Here is a 16,725-nt window from a genome sequence, read left to right as displayed (position 1 = left end):
AAAGAGGACAATAATGCAACGTGTCAGTCAATGGACATTTCCCTCCAACTCCGCATATATTTAGCCGATGGAAGCAACGTTTACCCTCAACTTAAGAGACAACAGTTCTACAGCGTGATATATACAAAGAGATAGTCTAGTAAGCAAGACGAAATTCTTTACGATTCTAAATCCTCAGTAAAATCATAGAACTAATCAGATAGAACTGCTCTATTATATGCTCCATGCCAAACTGGTCCAATGAAAGCATTAAAGGCAAATCCAGCCTTAATACCTTCGGTGGTAAATGTTTTTGCTTTTGCTACCGATTCTTTTACAGAGAAACCTTTTGCCAATCCTGCTGTGATAGCAGCTGCAAATGTACATCCAGCACCGTGATTATAATTCGTATTGATTTTCTCTACTTCGTAAAAAGTGAAAGCAGACCCATCATAAAGTAAATCAATTGCTTTATTGCCATCAAAACTTTTTCCGCCTTTAATAACAACATATTCTGGGCCAAGGTTTATCAGCTTTTTCGCTGCTTCTTTCATATCAGCAACTGTACGGATTGCAGACATACTAGATAGTTGAGCAGCTTCAAATAAATTAGGCGTTACGATAGTTGCTTTCGGTAAAAGATAATCGCGGATAGCAACCCCATTTTCCGGGTGCAAAGGCTCATCTTCTCCTTTACAAACCATCACCGGATCAATTACAACATTCTTCATTTCATATTGATCAATCATTTCACTTACAATCTTTATGATATTTGTAGAGCCTAACATCCCCGTTTTCATAGCATTTAGCGGACTACCAGAGAAGATTGTTTCCAATTGTTCCCGAACTGTCGTCTCATCAACGGGATACACTCGATGATTCCAATTATTTTTGGGATCCATCGTGACGAGATTCGTGATAGCAGTACAGCCAAAAGTTCCGTATTCTTGAAATGTTTTCAGATCGGCTTGCAAACCTGCACCACCACTTGAATCAGAACCTGCAACCGTTAATACTTTTTTAATTGTCATTTTTTCACTTCCTTAACAGCTTTCTGCATATTGTATCTTGTAACTTTTCATGGAAGATTACTATATGCTAGAACGCGTTACATGTAATTGTTAAATAATTCACAAATAGATTCACATAACTAGGCTTATTTACAATACTTTTCAACAACCTATTTAGAAAAACTTGGCTTGTCGCCAAGTCTTATGGCGAAAGTTGTAGTTTTTCTTATACTATAAACCTTTAAACTTTTATACTTTCGTATAGTGGAACGAATCAACAAAATTTTTAGGAATCATGCTCCTGCAACAGGAGTATAACGGCGCCCTCCGGCAAGCCCGTCTTTAGTCCACCTTCCTATTTAGCACGAACCGATGATGACTTAGCTTAGGGCAATGGAGTGAAGTCGCCTAGTTGCTGGGCGATGGAGCCGGACGTGGCTATTCCGTTAAATCGGTATCCAAAAGCAACAAATTTTATACTTTCTTATTCCTTGAAGAAAAAACTTGGCTTCTCACCAATCTTTTCTTATACTATAAACGTATAGTATTAAAATTATATATAATGGTTGTCAAAGAACATAAGTACTATTTTTACTACTATTATTATTTCCTATTATTGAGATTACCTTGTTTACAGAAGGTAGTCTAGTACTTGTCATTTACTTTAAAGGTAAACATTTACATTTTAACAATCATCAATAATCATTAAAAAAATTGAATTACCGCCAAATCTTTATGGCGGAAAAACGCTGTCGATTTTCTTATACTATAAACCTTATAACTTTATATTTCCCTATAGTGTAAGAAAAGGACATTTCCAAATCAATTGAAGCCGAGGGATGATTGTAATAGCGTGATAAAATCATCCCCTCTAGCCTCCTTAACAACCAATTGGCTATTAATAAACTGATTCTTTAATAGGACTTCATTAGTTTACAACAGCATAAATTTTTTCAAGTTTTTCTTGAATTGCTTGCTCTATCTTGCTAGCATATTCATCAAAGACATCTTTGTCATATGCATACGGTGATAAAGCACAAGCACGAAGTATTGTAACCTTACCTTCACGATCCCACTCTTCTTTACTGAATCCTAAACTGTTAACATATGACAATGGACTGTTTCCATAGTCTGGAATCGCAAAATCTGTATGTGAAGTAATGAACTCGTTATTGTATAATCCACCTTTAACGTAAGAAGCTTGTTCATAAAAATCATGATTAAGCTTATTCATTTTTTCTAAGTCTGTATTTCCTTCTTCATTAAATACATAGTCAACCATATTAAAGTCAGGTTTTGTTAATGGATAAACATGAATGGTTTTATCGCCAACTTTGAATTGTTTTCCTTGTAAGAAATGATAGAAACGATAAGCACCTTCAATACTTGCACCGATTAATTTACCATATCCTGTTACATTTAATGGTAGTACCTGATGGGCTGTCCATACTGCAGCCGCAGTAGCACCTGCTTTCGATCCTTCTAGCATATAAGCACCAAGTAAAGCAGGAATATCTGCACCTTTTTCAAATACATATGTGGCAAAATAAGAAATCACGTCACGCATTCTCGTATCTTTAACAACAATACCACCAGCAGAGTAAGGAATATACCCCATTTTATGCGGGTCAATTGTAATGGTTTCCGCTTCACTCATCGCTTTGAAAGAATGATAAATATCTTCGGTAAGCCATTCGTTTTTCTCTGTGAAAACGTTAAATTTCTCATGTACTTCTTCCATTTTCGCGTAATCTATAAAGTTATTATTTTCATCCAAGAATATCGCACGGGCATAGCCACCGTAAGCAGCGTCTACATGTATATAGAAATAAATGCCTTCTTTAGCTAATTTGTCTCGTAATGCTACCATTTTATCAATACGATCGACTTGTCCTTCTTCGGTTGTTCCAATTACCCCAACCACACCAAGAACTGGAATTTCTTCAGCTGCCAATTCGCGGATTTTTGCTTCTAATTTATCAATGTCCATTCGATAATGATCATCCACATCAATAGCTTCAACACAGTCAAGTCCTACACCGATAATATCAGCAGCTTTTAACCAAGAATAATGTTTGGTTTGAGGAATTAACCATTTACCTAGTTTTTGCAGGTTTTTCCCACTGCGTGCAGAATGCTCTTTCACTTCGTCTATTTTTTCAGGAATTTGATCTAGAATATCTAGAATTTCTTCTGTAGACATGTTAAGTAATTCCCATTCCGTTTTACCTGCTACAAATTCAGGAGCAACTTCTTTAATAGCTAAAGGAAGAGATTTCATATTTCTTGCGTACCAAAGACCTTCAAGGTTGGCAATAGAGCCATCAGCACAAATATGTCCCCAGCTTTCTCCTTTTTTATATCCCATAAGAGCAGCAAACTCATGACCAACCTCTTCTTCCATTTGTGAAGTGCCTGGTGAGGATTCATATGCTACGTTATTCCCATTCCATAACATGGCAGTTGTATAAGCAATGATAGATGGCATTAATGTTTCAGAATTCATATGTCCCCAAAAACGACCTGCTGTATGCCATGGAAGTGAGTTCGTACGAAGTTTAGAAGATAAAACATTAAATACACTACGTACATGATCAGCAGTTTCTTGGAAACTTTTTGAACTTTTATCTTGTGGCGTAATTACTGGTAAGTCTTGCGGCTGATAGTTTTGACGCCACCCCACATGTTCATCAATCATTTTTAGTAATAGTTCTTTAAATAAATCTACATTTTCACCTTTACTTCCTAAGAATAAAGCTTTTAAATTGTGGTCTTGTAATTCAGTTTTCATTTTCTAATCCTCCAATTAATATCACGAAATCTATCGTTTTCTCTTTAGCTACATTTTTTATGATTAGTTGTTGTTTCTTTCTTCCATTCTGGTTTTTTACATTTGTGAATAAAAAGAGCTATACCTACCATTATTACTGTAGCTGCTATTTGATAAATAATATAACCTGTGTACTGACTAGGTTGTAAAATAGATGGTGGTATAATACTGACAGTAAGTGTAATTGCTACACTAATTAAAGAAAGAATGGAAACAAACCACATTAATCCATTTCCTTTATTTCCTAATCTAAATGGACGTACAACTTCTGGCATTTTATAGCGTAAGCGGATTGCTGAAATAGCAATCAATGCATACACAATACAATATAAAATGGTTGTTGTAATTGTAATAATTAAAAAGGCACTATTCACATCAGGAACAACTACGTACAAGAAAGATACTAGAGAAATAACAATTGCTTGAATTAGTACAAAGGTTATCGGAATGTCTTTTTCCGTTCTTTTTTGAAAGAATTTAGGCAAGTTACCTTCATCCGCAACTTTGATCATCGCTTTACTTGGGCCAAGTACCCATGCACTTAATTGGACTAACACCCCAATTAAAATCATTAAGGAAATGATATTAACGAAAATGGATGGGATACCCAAGTTTTCAGAAAAAATCATGTACGGTTGTGTAATATTAGCTAACTCCAATTCACCTACTGGTACTGCGTTTGAAACAGTTAAACCAGCGACAATATTAAAGAAAACCAACAAAAGAACAGATGCTATAACAGCAATTGGATAATTACGTTTAGGATTTTCGATATTATTTGCATGCACAGATGAGATTTCTACACCTGCAAAAATAAAGATAATTCCTGATAAGTAAGTTAAGCTACCTAAGTCTTTAAAATTCGGAACAAGATCACTCGGTTTAAAATCTCCTAAATAGCTATTTGGTTGAATACCATTCTTAATCATATAGATAACACCTAGAACAACTAGGATAACGAATGGAATATAAACACCGATAATAGCTCCCCAGTTACCAGCCACTTTTACCATATCAAATTTGAGATTTAATATCGTCACGCCCCAGTAAGATATTAAAATAACTGCAAAAATAAAGTAATTGTTTGAAGATAGCTCTGGTGCATTAACAACGTATCCAAATAACACACCTACTGTAGACGCAACCATGACCATACCAAAAAACATTTGAACCCATAGTAACCATGAGGTAACAAATCCCCATTTCTCACCTAATGCGTTCTTCACCCAAACTGTAGGTCCGCCTTCCTCTGGCCAGCCTGTAGAGAGTTCAGCAGACATCAAAGCGATTGGCAATGCAAATAGAACTGCCGCAATTAACATATAAAAAATTTGTGTCCATCCAGTTATGGAAAGTGTTGGCACACTACGTACCGTACCAAAAAAAGCCATCGTAATACCGATCAACCCAAAAAGTGTTAGGCTTTTTGTTTTAGCCATAAATTTTCCTTCTTTCCTTTTTCAACTTGTTACTTAAAGATGCATCTCATTTTCATATGACTGTATACCTAGGAAGTTCATATAAAAATGAAAGAATTTCTACTTAGAGAACGGATGAACAAAATCATTCCCCGTGATCTCTGACTAACAACTACACATGGAAACAGCAAATGTTTGATGTTTCACATATAATTCAAAACGTGAATTAAAGTTTATCCATCATACCTCTCCAATACGTATTTTTTATCGTACGTAAAAAAGATATCTCATCTATTGCTGTTTAGTGAAAGCACTCACAAGTTAACTTGCAATCATAAGTTTACGCCTGTTTTTTTGTTTTGTCAATACATAATTTAACGTTGATTTAAAAGGGTTTATTTAACATTTATAAAATCTTGTTATTTAACGAGGTGACGCATTGTTTAGTTTATTAATAAATCGATGAATGCTTTTATCGATAAAAGCGTTAAATTGTTCTTGCTAAAAAACATATGGTGTAGTCTCCTTCATTGGGGGCTTTTTTCTCGTCTAAATGGAATATTAGTAGATTAAAAACTTGGCTTATCGCCAAGTTTAAGGGAGAAAATTTGTATTTTTTGTAGGAAAAGTTGGCTGTCGCCGCAGTTTGCTTGTACTATAAACCATCTAGTGTTAGAAAGACTTGGCTTACCGCCAAATCTTTCTAGCGGAAAAACGCTGTCGTTTTTCTAATCCTATAATCTTTAAAACTCTATACTTTCCTATAATGTAAAAAAACTCCAATCAGCGAAGGGTACCCAGATTCCCTTACTGATTGGAGAGTTATTTATAACTTCTGTAATGCCTGTTTCATTTCCGTTTCACCTGTTACGGTTTGAAAATCTTTACCAATGGTTGTGTCGTCTTCTAAACAACCGAAAATAACGCTTGCCACATCTTCTCGAGGTATTTCTCCTCGCTCCACTTTCGTTGCTGCATGCACTTTCCCCGTTCCCGGATCATTTGTTAATAAGCCAGGGTGGACAATCGTATAATCTAAATTTGTGCTTCTGAGCCACTCATCTGCATAATGCTTAGCAACAACATATGGGGCAAAAGAAGATGACGCTCTTTGGATGGCTTCCCGGCTTGTGTCAAATGAGCTTACCATCACAAAACGATTTACCCCAGCTGCTTTCGTTGCTTCCATCGTTTTGACTGCACCATCTAAATCCACCATTAATGTTTTGTCTTTTCCAGTTTTAGGTCCTGAACCAGCTGTAAACACGACAGCGTCAACATCATCAGCCGCTTTTGTAATCGCTGCTACCTCATCTTCAAGATCCACAATGACTGTCTCTGCACCTAATTCGTTAAAATAGCTCGCTTGCTCTTGTTTACGAATCATTGCTCTTGCCGTGTGTTTCCCACTATCTTGAATTTGTTTCACCAGATGTTTACCAATTTGTCCGTTTGCTCCTACAACAAGAATTTTCAAAATAACCATCCTTTCATCCTTATTGTTTCTTCTATTTCTATCGTAAATAGAATTTTTACCTCTGTCCACCATTCTGATTCGGAGTGACTTTATGACCATTTTGAAAAAATTGCAACGAATATTTATGACATAGTATAGTAAAGTTAATTGGCGTACGCTGGTAAACAAAAGCAGGAAAAGAGAAAAGAGGGGGAAGATGAAAAAAATCGTCCTATTTTTGGTTATTGTTTTATCTATTGGATTGCTGTTCAGTGTAAACATCCTAAAAGAAAAAGAGCCTGAAATCAGTAAAGAGGAGCGAATAGGGAAAGTGATGGACTATGCTCGAGATAATTATAATATTTTCACTACTTATATCGATAGTGCAGATGTTTTCTTTGATATTGATGAGCAGATTAATCAACATGAATTTGTAACAACAATGGAAAACAAACTAGAAGCGTACGACCTTTCCGATACATTTTCCATTAGCATTAAACGGAGCAATGAGCAAGAACTAAGATTACAGCATGCGATGGAGCTGATAAATTTATATATATTTGACAAGAACGAGTATGACCGTGTAAATGCAGAAGTTAATTTAAAAAACAAAGAATCCCCTTTCATTTTCCACATAGCAGAGGATGCCAATATTTCTAAAGAGGAATTAGAAAAGGAAGTGCTTGGACTATTTCAATTCAATGGAGCCTATCATGACTAAAATCACGAATGAGGTGGTCTTGGTTTCAAATATGTCGGTTCATTAACTTTGCTAAGACCATGCTTCCATCGCAACCAATTCATCTACAAAACTGAGATGGATAAGTTGATAAAATATGCGGAGGCAGCGGCCTTTAACACGACCTCCGTACAACGTCATTTCTATTGCACTTGCCGATGATTCTCTTCTTTATTTTCTGTCTCCAAGTCAGCTTGATATTCTAAAATATCCCCTGGCTGACAATCTAACGCTTTACAGATGGCTTCTAACGTAGAAAAACGAACTGCTTTCGCCTTGCCATTTTTTAAAATAGATAAGTTCGCCATCGTGATACCTACTTTTTCCGAAAGCTCCGTTACACTCATTTTCCTTTTTGCTAACATTACATCAATATGAACTATAATTGCCATGTACTCACCTCAAATGGTCAACTCATTTTCTGATTGGATCTTCATTGCATTTTTCAACAGTCCTTGCAGAACAGCGGCAAACAACATGGTAACGATGGCAGAAAAAAGAATCGCTAATCCTACAATTGCAATACTAGGATGAAGCGCACTTTGCGTTAGAAGATAAATCATTCCGATCATATAAAGCAGACTAATGACAATCGCGCTGTACTTAATACGCGCTAATGACCGTACCGCAAACGCTGAAAAAGCAAGCTGCTTCTCCATATAAGTCAACAACTTAAACGCTTGATATAACGCATAGAAAAAAGGGATTGTCGTCACATACAAGCCTAATAAAATAGTGTATTGTAAATAAGAAAAGTCCGGAAACATTTCTGCTGAACTGCTTGCTAACGGAGGCAAGGCGAAAATACATAAGCCGAATACAACGATGCCAATTACAAAAATAGCAATCTTCAAGATTTGTACTGCTACACGTCTCATATGAACACCTCACTTTTTATCGTTATCTCTATTATAATCCCTCATTTATTGAATATCAATAAATAATTATTAAATAACATAGGAATTCATTACTTTATGAAAGAAAAAATAAGTATACGTAATATATGTAAGCTTTTAGAAATATAAGTAGTAGCACATCTTAGAAACGCTTGGCTTATCATCAAATCTTACTATATAGACGTTAATCCATTCCCACAACCTAAGTCTAATACTCGCATACCACTTTTAATGGAACATCTTGCATTAGTTCCTCGAGTATTTTCATACTATTAGGGCCATCATGTTTTCATTAATAAGCGCTTTATCGTATTTCGCAGATTTTATATATTTCATTTTCATTCAACTCCTATAGGATGGCTTGGTATTGCTTTTTTAAGTTGTTCTGCGAGTGCCCAGAGAATTCTATTATAGACAAAGCCTTGTTGCAGAAGTGTCTAAGCTTTTTCCCGAGAAATAACGCTCGTTAAAGTCATATAAATTTGCCGCATAAACGAAATAGGTAACAAACAACCAGCCCCCCTAAATGGGGGCATCTGGTTGTTAGCAATGCTCAAAGTTATCCAGCAATGTACGTACTTCATCTGTCGTTTCTGTACTCATTAATTGATTCCTTAACTCGCTCGCCCCGTGAAAGTCACGGACGTATATCTTAAAAAAGCGACGAAGCGGCTTAAACGGACGAGGCTCCAACATAGCATACTTATCGAAAAGATCCAGATGCAATCTTAGGAGGTCAAGCAATTCCTCACTGCTATGTTCTTTCGGCTCTTTTTCAAACGCAAATGGATTCTTAAATATACCTCGACCAATCATAATCCCATCTACACCATATTGATGGGCAAGTTCCAAACCAGTCTGACGATCAGGAATATCTCCATTAATGGTTAATAAAGTATTTGGTGCTACCTCATCACGAAGTTTCTTTATTTCTGGAATGAGCTCCCAATGGGCAGCTACTTTACTCATTTCTTTTTTTGTACGTAAGTGAATAGAAAGATTTGCAATGTCTTGTTGTAGGATGTGACGTAACCAATCCCGCCACTCTTCCACTTGGGTGTAGCCAAGCCTTGTCTTCACACTTACGGGCAGTCCGCCTGCTTTTGCTGCTTGAATCAGCTCTGCAGCAACTTCTGGACGTCGAATAAGCCCACATCCCTTTCCGTTCGCTGCAACATTAGGTGCAGGGCAGCCCATATTAATATCAACGCCTTTAAATCCTTCTTCCGCCATCCCAATACTCATTTGGCGAAAGTTTTCAGGTTTATCTCCCCATATATGGGCTACAATAGGCTGTTCATCTTCTGTGAAAGTTAGGCGTCCACGCACACTAAATTTCCCCTCGGGATGGCAATAGCTCTCCGAGTTTGTAAATTCTGTAAAAAACACATCGGGTCTTCCAGCTTCACTAACGACATGACGAAATACGACATCCGTTACATCTTCCATTGGTGCTAATACGAAAAACGGCTTTGGTAAATCACGCCAAAAATTATCTGTCATATTTAAACAAATCCTTTCACTATGGGAAACGGAGGCAAACCCTCGTTTACTATTTTAAGAAAATAAAATTTAAATACTGTATTTTTTGAGCGAGCGGTTCTGCTAGCTTTGGTAGAAAAAGTGCATTTTCTGCATTATTCACTGATTGTTGGAAAACTAAGGGTTGACTTAAAGACCACTGACTGTTTCTCTCACTTAGACTTTCCCAGCGCTGGCAGTTTTTTAATTATTGAAGTGCAGTCTTACAGCATCTTATTCCGAGATTAAATCTGCATTTTGTTGCTACAAGCGTTGTAAAACATCCGTATGCAGCAGGGAAATCACTCTTGCTTCTGTTACACTTATACCATGCTCTATTGGTTGTATCAAATGATAATAAACCTCGACTATTATACACTTTTATCGGGATAAATGGAAAGTGTAAGACGTTTATTTTAAAATGAAACATGTGTCATTCTTGAACCATTCCTTAGAATGGTGGATAGGTTGCAAATGACTAGATCAAAAAATCTTATAGTTTCCTATAGTTGATAAATTTATGAGTTGAAAAAGGTCCCGCAAATTAGATTCTTACATTCCATTTGCGAGGCGTAGTATCGTGATCCTTGTGCAATTGCTTACAGTTTTTGTTTTTAAACATAGTCAGCATTTATATGTCATTAAATACACAATTATCCTTTATACAATAAATCAGGAAACCGTGTAGTACCTTCACTCCAAAATTACTCGTGCAAAATGGAAAGCGCATCAATAAAAACATTTCGTTCATTTATTACAGTCTCTTGATTATCCCCCTATGGCTTAAGATTTATAAAAGATATAAACCCACATGAATTGTAACTTAGGAGCAGTTGCTTCATGAAATTACTTCCAAAAGATTAATTCAAACTAATATTTTTTTATTAAAAATCATTTTTTCTCTTCACATTAAAAAACAATGGTCGATATAAATAATAGATCATCAAGAAAGATGATATAAATTGGCACGAACTATTAGGGTACTTGGATAATAACTCCTACTATTAGGAGATTATTATATATTACATACTAGCAACTCAAAAGGATAAGGACCGCTAGTATAAAAATCAAACACACGGAGGTAGAAAAATTATGATTATTAATCACAACATTGCAGCGTTGAACACTCATCGTCAACTTTCTAACAACAACGGCGCTGTACAAAACTCATTGGAGAAGCTTTCTTCAGGTCTTAAAATTAACAAAGCAGGAGATGACGCTGCAGGTCTAGCAATCTCTGAAAAAATGCGTGGTCAAATCCGCGGTTTGGAAATGGCACAAAAAAACGCACAAGATGGTATCTCTTTAGCGCAAACTGCTGAAGGTGCAATGAATGAAACGCATGCTATCCTTCAACGTATGCGTGAATTAGCCGTACAATCTTCTAACGACACGAATACAGATAATGACCGTGCTGAGCTACAAAAAGAGGTCAATCAATTAGCGAATGCGCTAAATGATATTTCTGAAGACACCGAATTCAACACGAAAAAATTACTTGATGGTTCATTCAAAGCTACTTTCCATGTTGGAGCAAATGAAGGCCAAAACCTTTCTCTTGAAATTAGTAAAATGGATGCCGAAAGTCTCGGTGTAAACGCTGGAACACTTACAGAAGAAACCGCAGATGTTGAGATAGGTAGTGAATCTTTCACTGGCGAGACAGTTCTAAAAAATGAGGCTGATGACGTGGTTGCAGTACAAGCTGGTACAGGTGATGCTGAAGGATTTTACAAGTTAAGTGATGTGGAAGCTGTAGATAATTCTGGAACCTTTGAGATTCAAGTAAAAGATGGAGCAGAAATTTACGTAGCGACCGATGAAGTAGATGCTACTGATAAAACCGTTACCCCTGATGGAGGTATTGATATTTCTTCTCAAGCGGCTGCGGATAAAGCAATTACTACTCTCCAAAGTGCGATTGATACAGTATCTGCTGAGCGTTCGAAAATTGGTGCAGTACAAAATCGTTTGCAACATACCATTAACAATCTAGGTACGTCTGCTGAAAACTTAACAGCCGCTGAATCACGAATCCGTGATGTGGATATGGCGAAAGAAATGATGAACTTTACGAAGGACAACATTCTTACACAAGCTGCTCAATCTATGCTTGCACAAGCTAACCAACAACCACAAGGCGTACTTCAATTACTTCGTTAATTAGTACATGAAAAATATATAAATATAACCTCACTTTTTAAAAGTGGGGTTATATTTTTTCTCTGTCTATATTTTTGACTGCAGAATCATACTATAAAATTTAAATTTCTAGTTGCGTTATACAGTATTCAATGTATTCAAACGAAAATTATTAGATGATGTTCACTTACAGTTATTATTTTTCAGTTGCTGTATTTCCCATTGCAATAGCAATCCTATTCCAACTGTTGATTTGATTTATTATTAGAACAAGGTTAACATATTGTCTTTCATCAAAATATTCACGTACTCGGTGATAAAGCTCATCTGGCACCCGTTTTGATGAAATTAAAGTCACGTACTCTGTCAACTCAAGAGCTACTTTTTCCGCATCTGTGTAAAATGTGCACTCTTTCCAAGCACTAATACAATATAAACGCTGTTCTGTTTCCCCCATTTTCCGTGCATCTGCTGTATGCATGTTCATACAATAGGCACAGCCATTGATTTGAGAAGCTCGAATTTTAATCAGTTCGCGAAGCTTACGATCTATACCTGTAGTTTTCGTATACTTCTCCATTTCCATCATAATATTAAGCGCTTCTGGTGCAACGTTATAATAATTAATTCTCTGTTCCATTTCATTACCTCCTCGTATTTTTATTACGCATTTGACATTTTACATCATTACGAAATTTCAGACTACTATCTATTGTTTTTGTTTTAGCTCTTATTCTTTGCTTTGTTTTTCCAACACACTTAGAACCATTTTATTTATTATTGGTACAGCATCACTGTACAGGTGTAAATTCGCTATTTGTAATTAATCTTACATTGTAATATAATATGCGCAAATTAGATAAACATACACTAAAGAAATAAGAAACAGAATCGAACCTAAAGCCCTTAGAGCATCCTTACTTTTTTTATTTGTGTATCCATAAAGTAGGAAGTACCAACTAAGAAGCAATATGACGGAGATGACGGATGCTACTGGGAGCATCCACGTTGTTAGAAATAAACTATACACTGTAAATATTCCTGAAAGCAATAAACTGATAAATGTCCAATTTTTAGTCGGATAAATTAATTGTATCTTATTTGGACTCATACTAAAAATACGCCATATGTAGTCACAAAGCCACAACACACTAAAAACAAAAGGAATAAATAAAGCAAGTAAGTCAATCCCTCCTACAAATCCCGCACCAAATATTGTGAAAAAAGATAAGAAAGAGAGGGTAATAAGGACAATGAAATAACCCATATGAATAAGTGCTACTTTCACAATAATCACTACCTCCTTCAGGATTATAAATAGCCAAACCACACAAAAAATGTAAACCCTATTTCTTACAGATAGGTAAGGGTTTGAAGTTATCTCTCCTTTTTCCCCTGTTCACATCGTACGTGAAGCTTTCATTCCTATGGCGTTCCAAAAAATCCAATTTATTCCATTCTATGTATTGTTACATTTGACTTTGCTTACTTCTAAAATTAAATTGCTTGTTTATGACATTGTGTTCGAAAGCATAGTCTTTTCCTTTTAGATTTGTTTGCAAACGTACCATATTCATTCAACCCAAGGATCATAATCTACACCACCCCGTGGGGTAGGTTTTCGTCAGAGGTAAATTTCACTGTTACGGTAAATTCTTACGCCTCTTCACGAGTTTTTAGCACTGTCTTTCTTACTAACTAAGACTAAGAGAGAACCCTTCAAGCGTTACGTCTTTATTCGATTCTTCAATATAATCCTTCAATTCCAGAGAATGATGTTGGTAACTAGGAACATTTCGCACCATGAAACTGCCCCGTTAATTTAAGTACACTTTATCATATTCTTTTGGTACGTCAACACTTAATTAGACATTTTTTAAGGTGTTTTCTTTAAATTGAATAGGTGTTATATAGTTTAGGTTAAACCAATGCACATAATCAGCTAACTCCAGTTGTAATTGCTGCATACGGCTTAAAGGCTCTACCATTCACAAGCTCTGTTTAAAATGATTTAAACGTAGATCCAGTGACAGCGTTATCGTAAGGGCAACCTTTTTGAGCTAAGAGAACGTTCGATTTGAAATGCAACTAATGATTCATCAACGACTTGATTATTGAACTCTTACCACGATCGGTGTGAAAAACAGCGACCTCTTGTAGGGTTGTGAAATACTAACTAAAACTTTTATCGACAATCGATGTTCTTTGTTTGCTCCTGCGCTATACAATGATTTCTCGATTAAAAAGGTCGACAAAAGGCAGACGTAGTTCCATTTTCGAGCTACTTCTACATAGACCCTCATTTTGCTTTTATAAATTAATTTTATTTTACACTTCACCTTTTTGTCATTTTAAAACAATATCGTATAATACTTAAACCATTCCCCTCTGTTAAGTTTATCCAATAAAAGATATTTATAATGATTTAGTATAAAATGATAGCTATAAACCATTGTTTTAAATATATCATGCTTGGGGGAAATGCGATGGAACTAAAGCAATTGGAATACTTTATTGTATTATGTCAAGAGCTTCACTTTACACGAGCTGCTGAGAAATTAGGTATTGCTCAACCTTCTCTCAGTCAACAAATTCGCTTGTTAGAGCATGAGGTAGGGATGCCTTTGTTTGATCGTATTGAAAAAAAAAATATACTTACTGATGCAGGGAAAACATTACTAGATCACAGTTACAATATATTTCATGAAATTTCTCAGGCACGTGCTGCAATTAGTGAACTTCAAGGATTAGGGAGAGGGACGCTCAACATAGGCGCCCTACTCACAGTTGTTAATTACTTACTTTCACCAACAGTTATCGACTTTCACAACGCTTACCCTAATATAGAACTTTCTGTACAAGGCTTACGAACTGGAGATATTTACGAAAAGCTATTAAAAAATGAATTGGATTTGGGGATTGTTTTTTTACCATTGGAACATGAAGACCTAGAAGCTATTCCGCTCTATAAAGAAGACCTTGCTTTTGCTGCACCTAGAGATCACATCATAGCCAAAGAAGCGTCTGTATCACTTCAAGTTTTAAAAAAGACCCCAACTATTTTATTACCTGAAACCTATTTTCTACGACAAGTTGTTAACGAACAGTGCCGCTTAATGAATTTCTCCCCAAAGCCAGTACTTGAAATGACGACGATGGAATCTATCATTCAAATGGTCAGTAAGGGGGTCGGTGTTACGATACTGCCAAAAGCTTACTTACAATATATTGATAATGTACATATTAAAACGATCCCTATTCAAGATCCGGTAATTACCACACAGATTGGCATTGCCTATCGAAAGAACAAACATTTATGTGCTGCTAGTCGCGTTTTTATGGATCAGTTAATTACAACAGTTAAAGATGGACGATTTAACTAGAGCTTATTATCAGTAATGAGATAGATAGTTCATGTACAATTCTTGCTCTGCTGGATAAATTTTATTCTCACCTTGGACTAATACCATCATAATTGCTACAGTTCCATCGATTAATGCTCATTTTAATGTGCGTATTTAAGCAGGTAAAGGAAGAAAACCTTCCTTTACTTTGTCTTGATCTATCGTCTATACGTTTCCTTTAAAAACGTACAATCCAGAAGTTCATCTTGTATTTAAAGCATTACGCCAAGAACTTATTTCGCTTGCTCGCAATAAATAATTTACTTGTTCTCTTCATCCCGCCATTTGGTTGGAAAAATTTTAAACCACTATATATAAATTTCTTTTATCTAGTATTCTTCATTCTTATATTCTACAATCTTTTCTTTGACTGCTTCTCCACCAAACCTATGATATGCAGCAAAGTCTGGAGGGCCTACGCCTTGCTTAAATGCAATGGAATGTCGAATAGCTGCAGTAATAAACTTTTTCGCTTCTTTTACAGCTTCTTGGACAGGTTTACCTTTTGCTAGCTGGGCTGTAATTGCTGCAGAGTAGCTACATCCTGCTCCGTTTGTATGAATTGTATCAATCCGCTGCACTTCAAACATATGTAATTTATCACCATCATATAGCACATCAACAGCTGGACCTTTGAGGCGACCTCCTTTGACAAGGACATATTTTGCACCTAATTTTTTTAATTCTATTGCTGCTAGTTTTAAGTCATCAACCGTTGTAAGTGGTTGATTCGCTTTTAGTAATAATGCGGCTTCTGGCATATTTGGTGTAATAATTGTTGCTAAAGGTATTAGTTTTGTTTTAAGCGTATTAATAGCATCGACTTTTAACAGAGGTGTATCCATTTTACCGACCATGACCGGGTCCACAACAAGATGGGGCGTGTCAGCCTCTTCCATCCACTTGGCTACATGGCAAATATTCTCCTTTGTATAGAGCATGCCTGTTTTTATTGCATCTACCCCGACGTCACGAAGCGCTGTATATACCTGTGCTTTAATAGCACTTAAGTCTAAAGGGAATACATTCTGATTCGTATCTGGATGGTACGCAACAATACCAGTAACAGAACTTAGACCAAACACACCTAACTCCTGGAAAGTTTTTAAATCAGCTTGAATCCCAGCACCTCCCCTTGCAGCAGAGCCCGCAATTGATAAAGCTCTAGGTACCCACATATGCTCAAGTCCTCCCTTCTTTATAAATCTATATTTCCTTAATATTTTACTTTGTGGTTTATAGTATTGCAATAATTCAATGACTTGAAGCTGTTTCTATGTTGATGTTGCTCCATCCAAGCAAACCGGTATTTTCCCACAACTTTCTTCAT

14 protein-coding genes are annotated in these 16,725 nt (G+C 36.1%); 3 read left to right on the top strand and 11 right to left on the bottom strand.

Annotated features, from left to right (window positions below; all coding sequences use genetic code 11):
* Positions 1-191: 191 nt before the first annotated feature.
* The 4 genes from pdxK to B2C77_RS05035 form a co-directional block, all read right to left on the bottom strand.
* Positions 192-1,010, bottom strand: a complete 819-nt coding sequence (pdxK, locus tag B2C77_RS05050; RefSeq protein WP_077702651.1) for a pyridoxine/pyridoxal/pyridoxamine kinase — start codon at positions 1,008-1,010, stop codon at positions 192-194.
* A 907-nt stretch (positions 1,011-1,917) separates the two neighbouring features.
* A complete protein-coding gene (gene tdc, locus B2C77_RS05045; protein ID WP_077702650.1) occupies positions 1,918-3,780 on the bottom strand; it encodes a tyrosine decarboxylase in 1,863 nt (620 codons plus the stop codon).
* A 44-nt stretch (positions 3,781-3,824) separates the two neighbouring features.
* The gene (gene tyrP, locus B2C77_RS05040; RefSeq protein WP_077702649.1) at positions 3,825-5,258 is read right to left on the bottom strand and encodes a tyrosine-tyramine antiporter; all 1,434 of its coding nucleotides are present in this window, start codon (positions 5,256-5,258) and stop codon (positions 3,825-3,827) included.
* Positions 5,259-6,063: 805 nt separating this feature from the next.
* Positions 6,064-6,723 carry an SDR family oxidoreductase gene (locus B2C77_RS05035; protein ID WP_077702648.1) on the bottom strand — a complete coding sequence of 220 codons (660 nt, stop codon included), beginning with the start codon at positions 6,721-6,723 and terminating at the stop codon, positions 6,064-6,066.
* Between the two features lie 187 nt (positions 6,724-6,910).
* Here B2C77_RS05035 and B2C77_RS05030 point away from each other — a divergent pair, with 187 nt between their 5' ends.
* A complete protein-coding gene (locus B2C77_RS05030; protein ID WP_077702647.1) occupies positions 6,911-7,414 on the top strand; it encodes a YolC/YozM family protein in 504 nt (167 codons plus the stop codon).
* 161 nt (positions 7,415-7,575) lie between these two features.
* Here B2C77_RS05030 and B2C77_RS05025 read toward each other — a convergent pair whose 3' ends face one another.
* From B2C77_RS05025 to B2C77_RS05015, 3 genes are all read right to left on the bottom strand, one after another.
* Positions 7,576-7,824 carry a helix-turn-helix domain-containing protein gene (locus B2C77_RS05025; protein WP_077702646.1) on the bottom strand — a complete coding sequence of 83 codons (249 nt, stop codon included), beginning with the start codon at positions 7,822-7,824 and terminating at the stop codon, positions 7,576-7,578.
* A 9-nt stretch (positions 7,825-7,833) separates the two neighbouring features.
* Positions 7,834-8,310, bottom strand: coding sequence for a DUF2975 domain-containing protein (locus B2C77_RS05020; RefSeq protein WP_077702645.1), 477 nt, complete (start codon positions 8,308-8,310; stop codon positions 7,834-7,836).
* A gap of 561 nt (positions 8,311-8,871) precedes the next feature.
* The gene (locus B2C77_RS05015; RefSeq protein ID WP_077702644.1) at positions 8,872-9,831 is read right to left on the bottom strand and encodes a tRNA dihydrouridine synthase; all 960 of its coding nucleotides are present in this window, start codon (positions 9,829-9,831) and stop codon (positions 8,872-8,874) included.
* Positions 9,832-10,941: 1,110 nt separating this feature from the next.
* On the opposite strand from B2C77_RS05015, the gene B2C77_RS05010 reads away from it, so the two are divergent.
* Positions 10,942-12,012: a flagellin N-terminal helical domain-containing protein gene (locus B2C77_RS05010; protein ID WP_077702643.1), complete on the top strand. Its 1,071-nt coding sequence runs from the start codon at positions 10,942-10,944 to the stop codon at positions 12,010-12,012.
* Between the two features lie 175 nt (positions 12,013-12,187).
* Here the strand turns inward: B2C77_RS05010 and B2C77_RS05005 are convergent, their stop codons facing one another.
* The 3 genes from B2C77_RS05005 to B2C77_RS04995 all read right to left on the bottom strand — a co-directional run bounded on the left by B2C77_RS05005 (position 12,188) and on the right by B2C77_RS04995 (position 13,979).
* Complete coding sequence (locus tag B2C77_RS05005; protein ID WP_077702642.1) at positions 12,188-12,631, bottom strand: carboxymuconolactone decarboxylase family protein; 444 nt, start codon at positions 12,629-12,631, stop codon at positions 12,188-12,190.
* Between the two features lie 189 nt (positions 12,632-12,820).
* Complete coding sequence (locus tag B2C77_RS05000) at positions 12,821-13,279, bottom strand: hypothetical protein (RefSeq protein ID WP_077702641.1); 459 nt, start codon at positions 13,277-13,279, stop codon at positions 12,821-12,823.
* Positions 13,280-13,856: 577 nt separating this feature from the next.
* A complete protein-coding gene (locus B2C77_RS04995; protein WP_077702640.1) occupies positions 13,857-13,979 on the bottom strand; it encodes an IS3 family transposase in 123 nt (40 codons plus the stop codon).
* Between the two features lie 498 nt (positions 13,980-14,477).
* Here B2C77_RS04995 and B2C77_RS04990 point away from each other — a divergent pair, with 498 nt between their 5' ends.
* A complete protein-coding gene (locus B2C77_RS04990; protein WP_077702639.1) occupies positions 14,478-15,374 on the top strand; it encodes a LysR family transcriptional regulator in 897 nt (298 codons plus the stop codon).
* 350 nt (positions 15,375-15,724) lie between these two features.
* On the opposite strand, the gene thiD is transcribed toward B2C77_RS04990, so the two are convergent.
* Positions 15,725-16,573 (bottom strand): bifunctional hydroxymethylpyrimidine kinase/phosphomethylpyrimidine kinase, encoded by an 849-nt coding sequence (gene thiD / locus B2C77_RS04985; RefSeq protein ID WP_077702638.1) that lies wholly within the window; start codon positions 16,571-16,573, stop codon positions 15,725-15,727.
* Positions 16,574-16,725 lie beyond the last annotated feature (152 nt).

The sequence above is a fragment of the Virgibacillus dokdonensis genome, from assembly GCF_900166595.1.
GTDB classification, from domain to species: domain Bacteria; phylum Bacillota; class Bacilli; order Bacillales; family Amphibacillaceae; genus Virgibacillus; species Virgibacillus dokdonensis.
The sequence above is the reverse complement of the archived record's forward strand: the minus strand, read 5'-3'. Positions and strand labels throughout refer to the sequence as shown.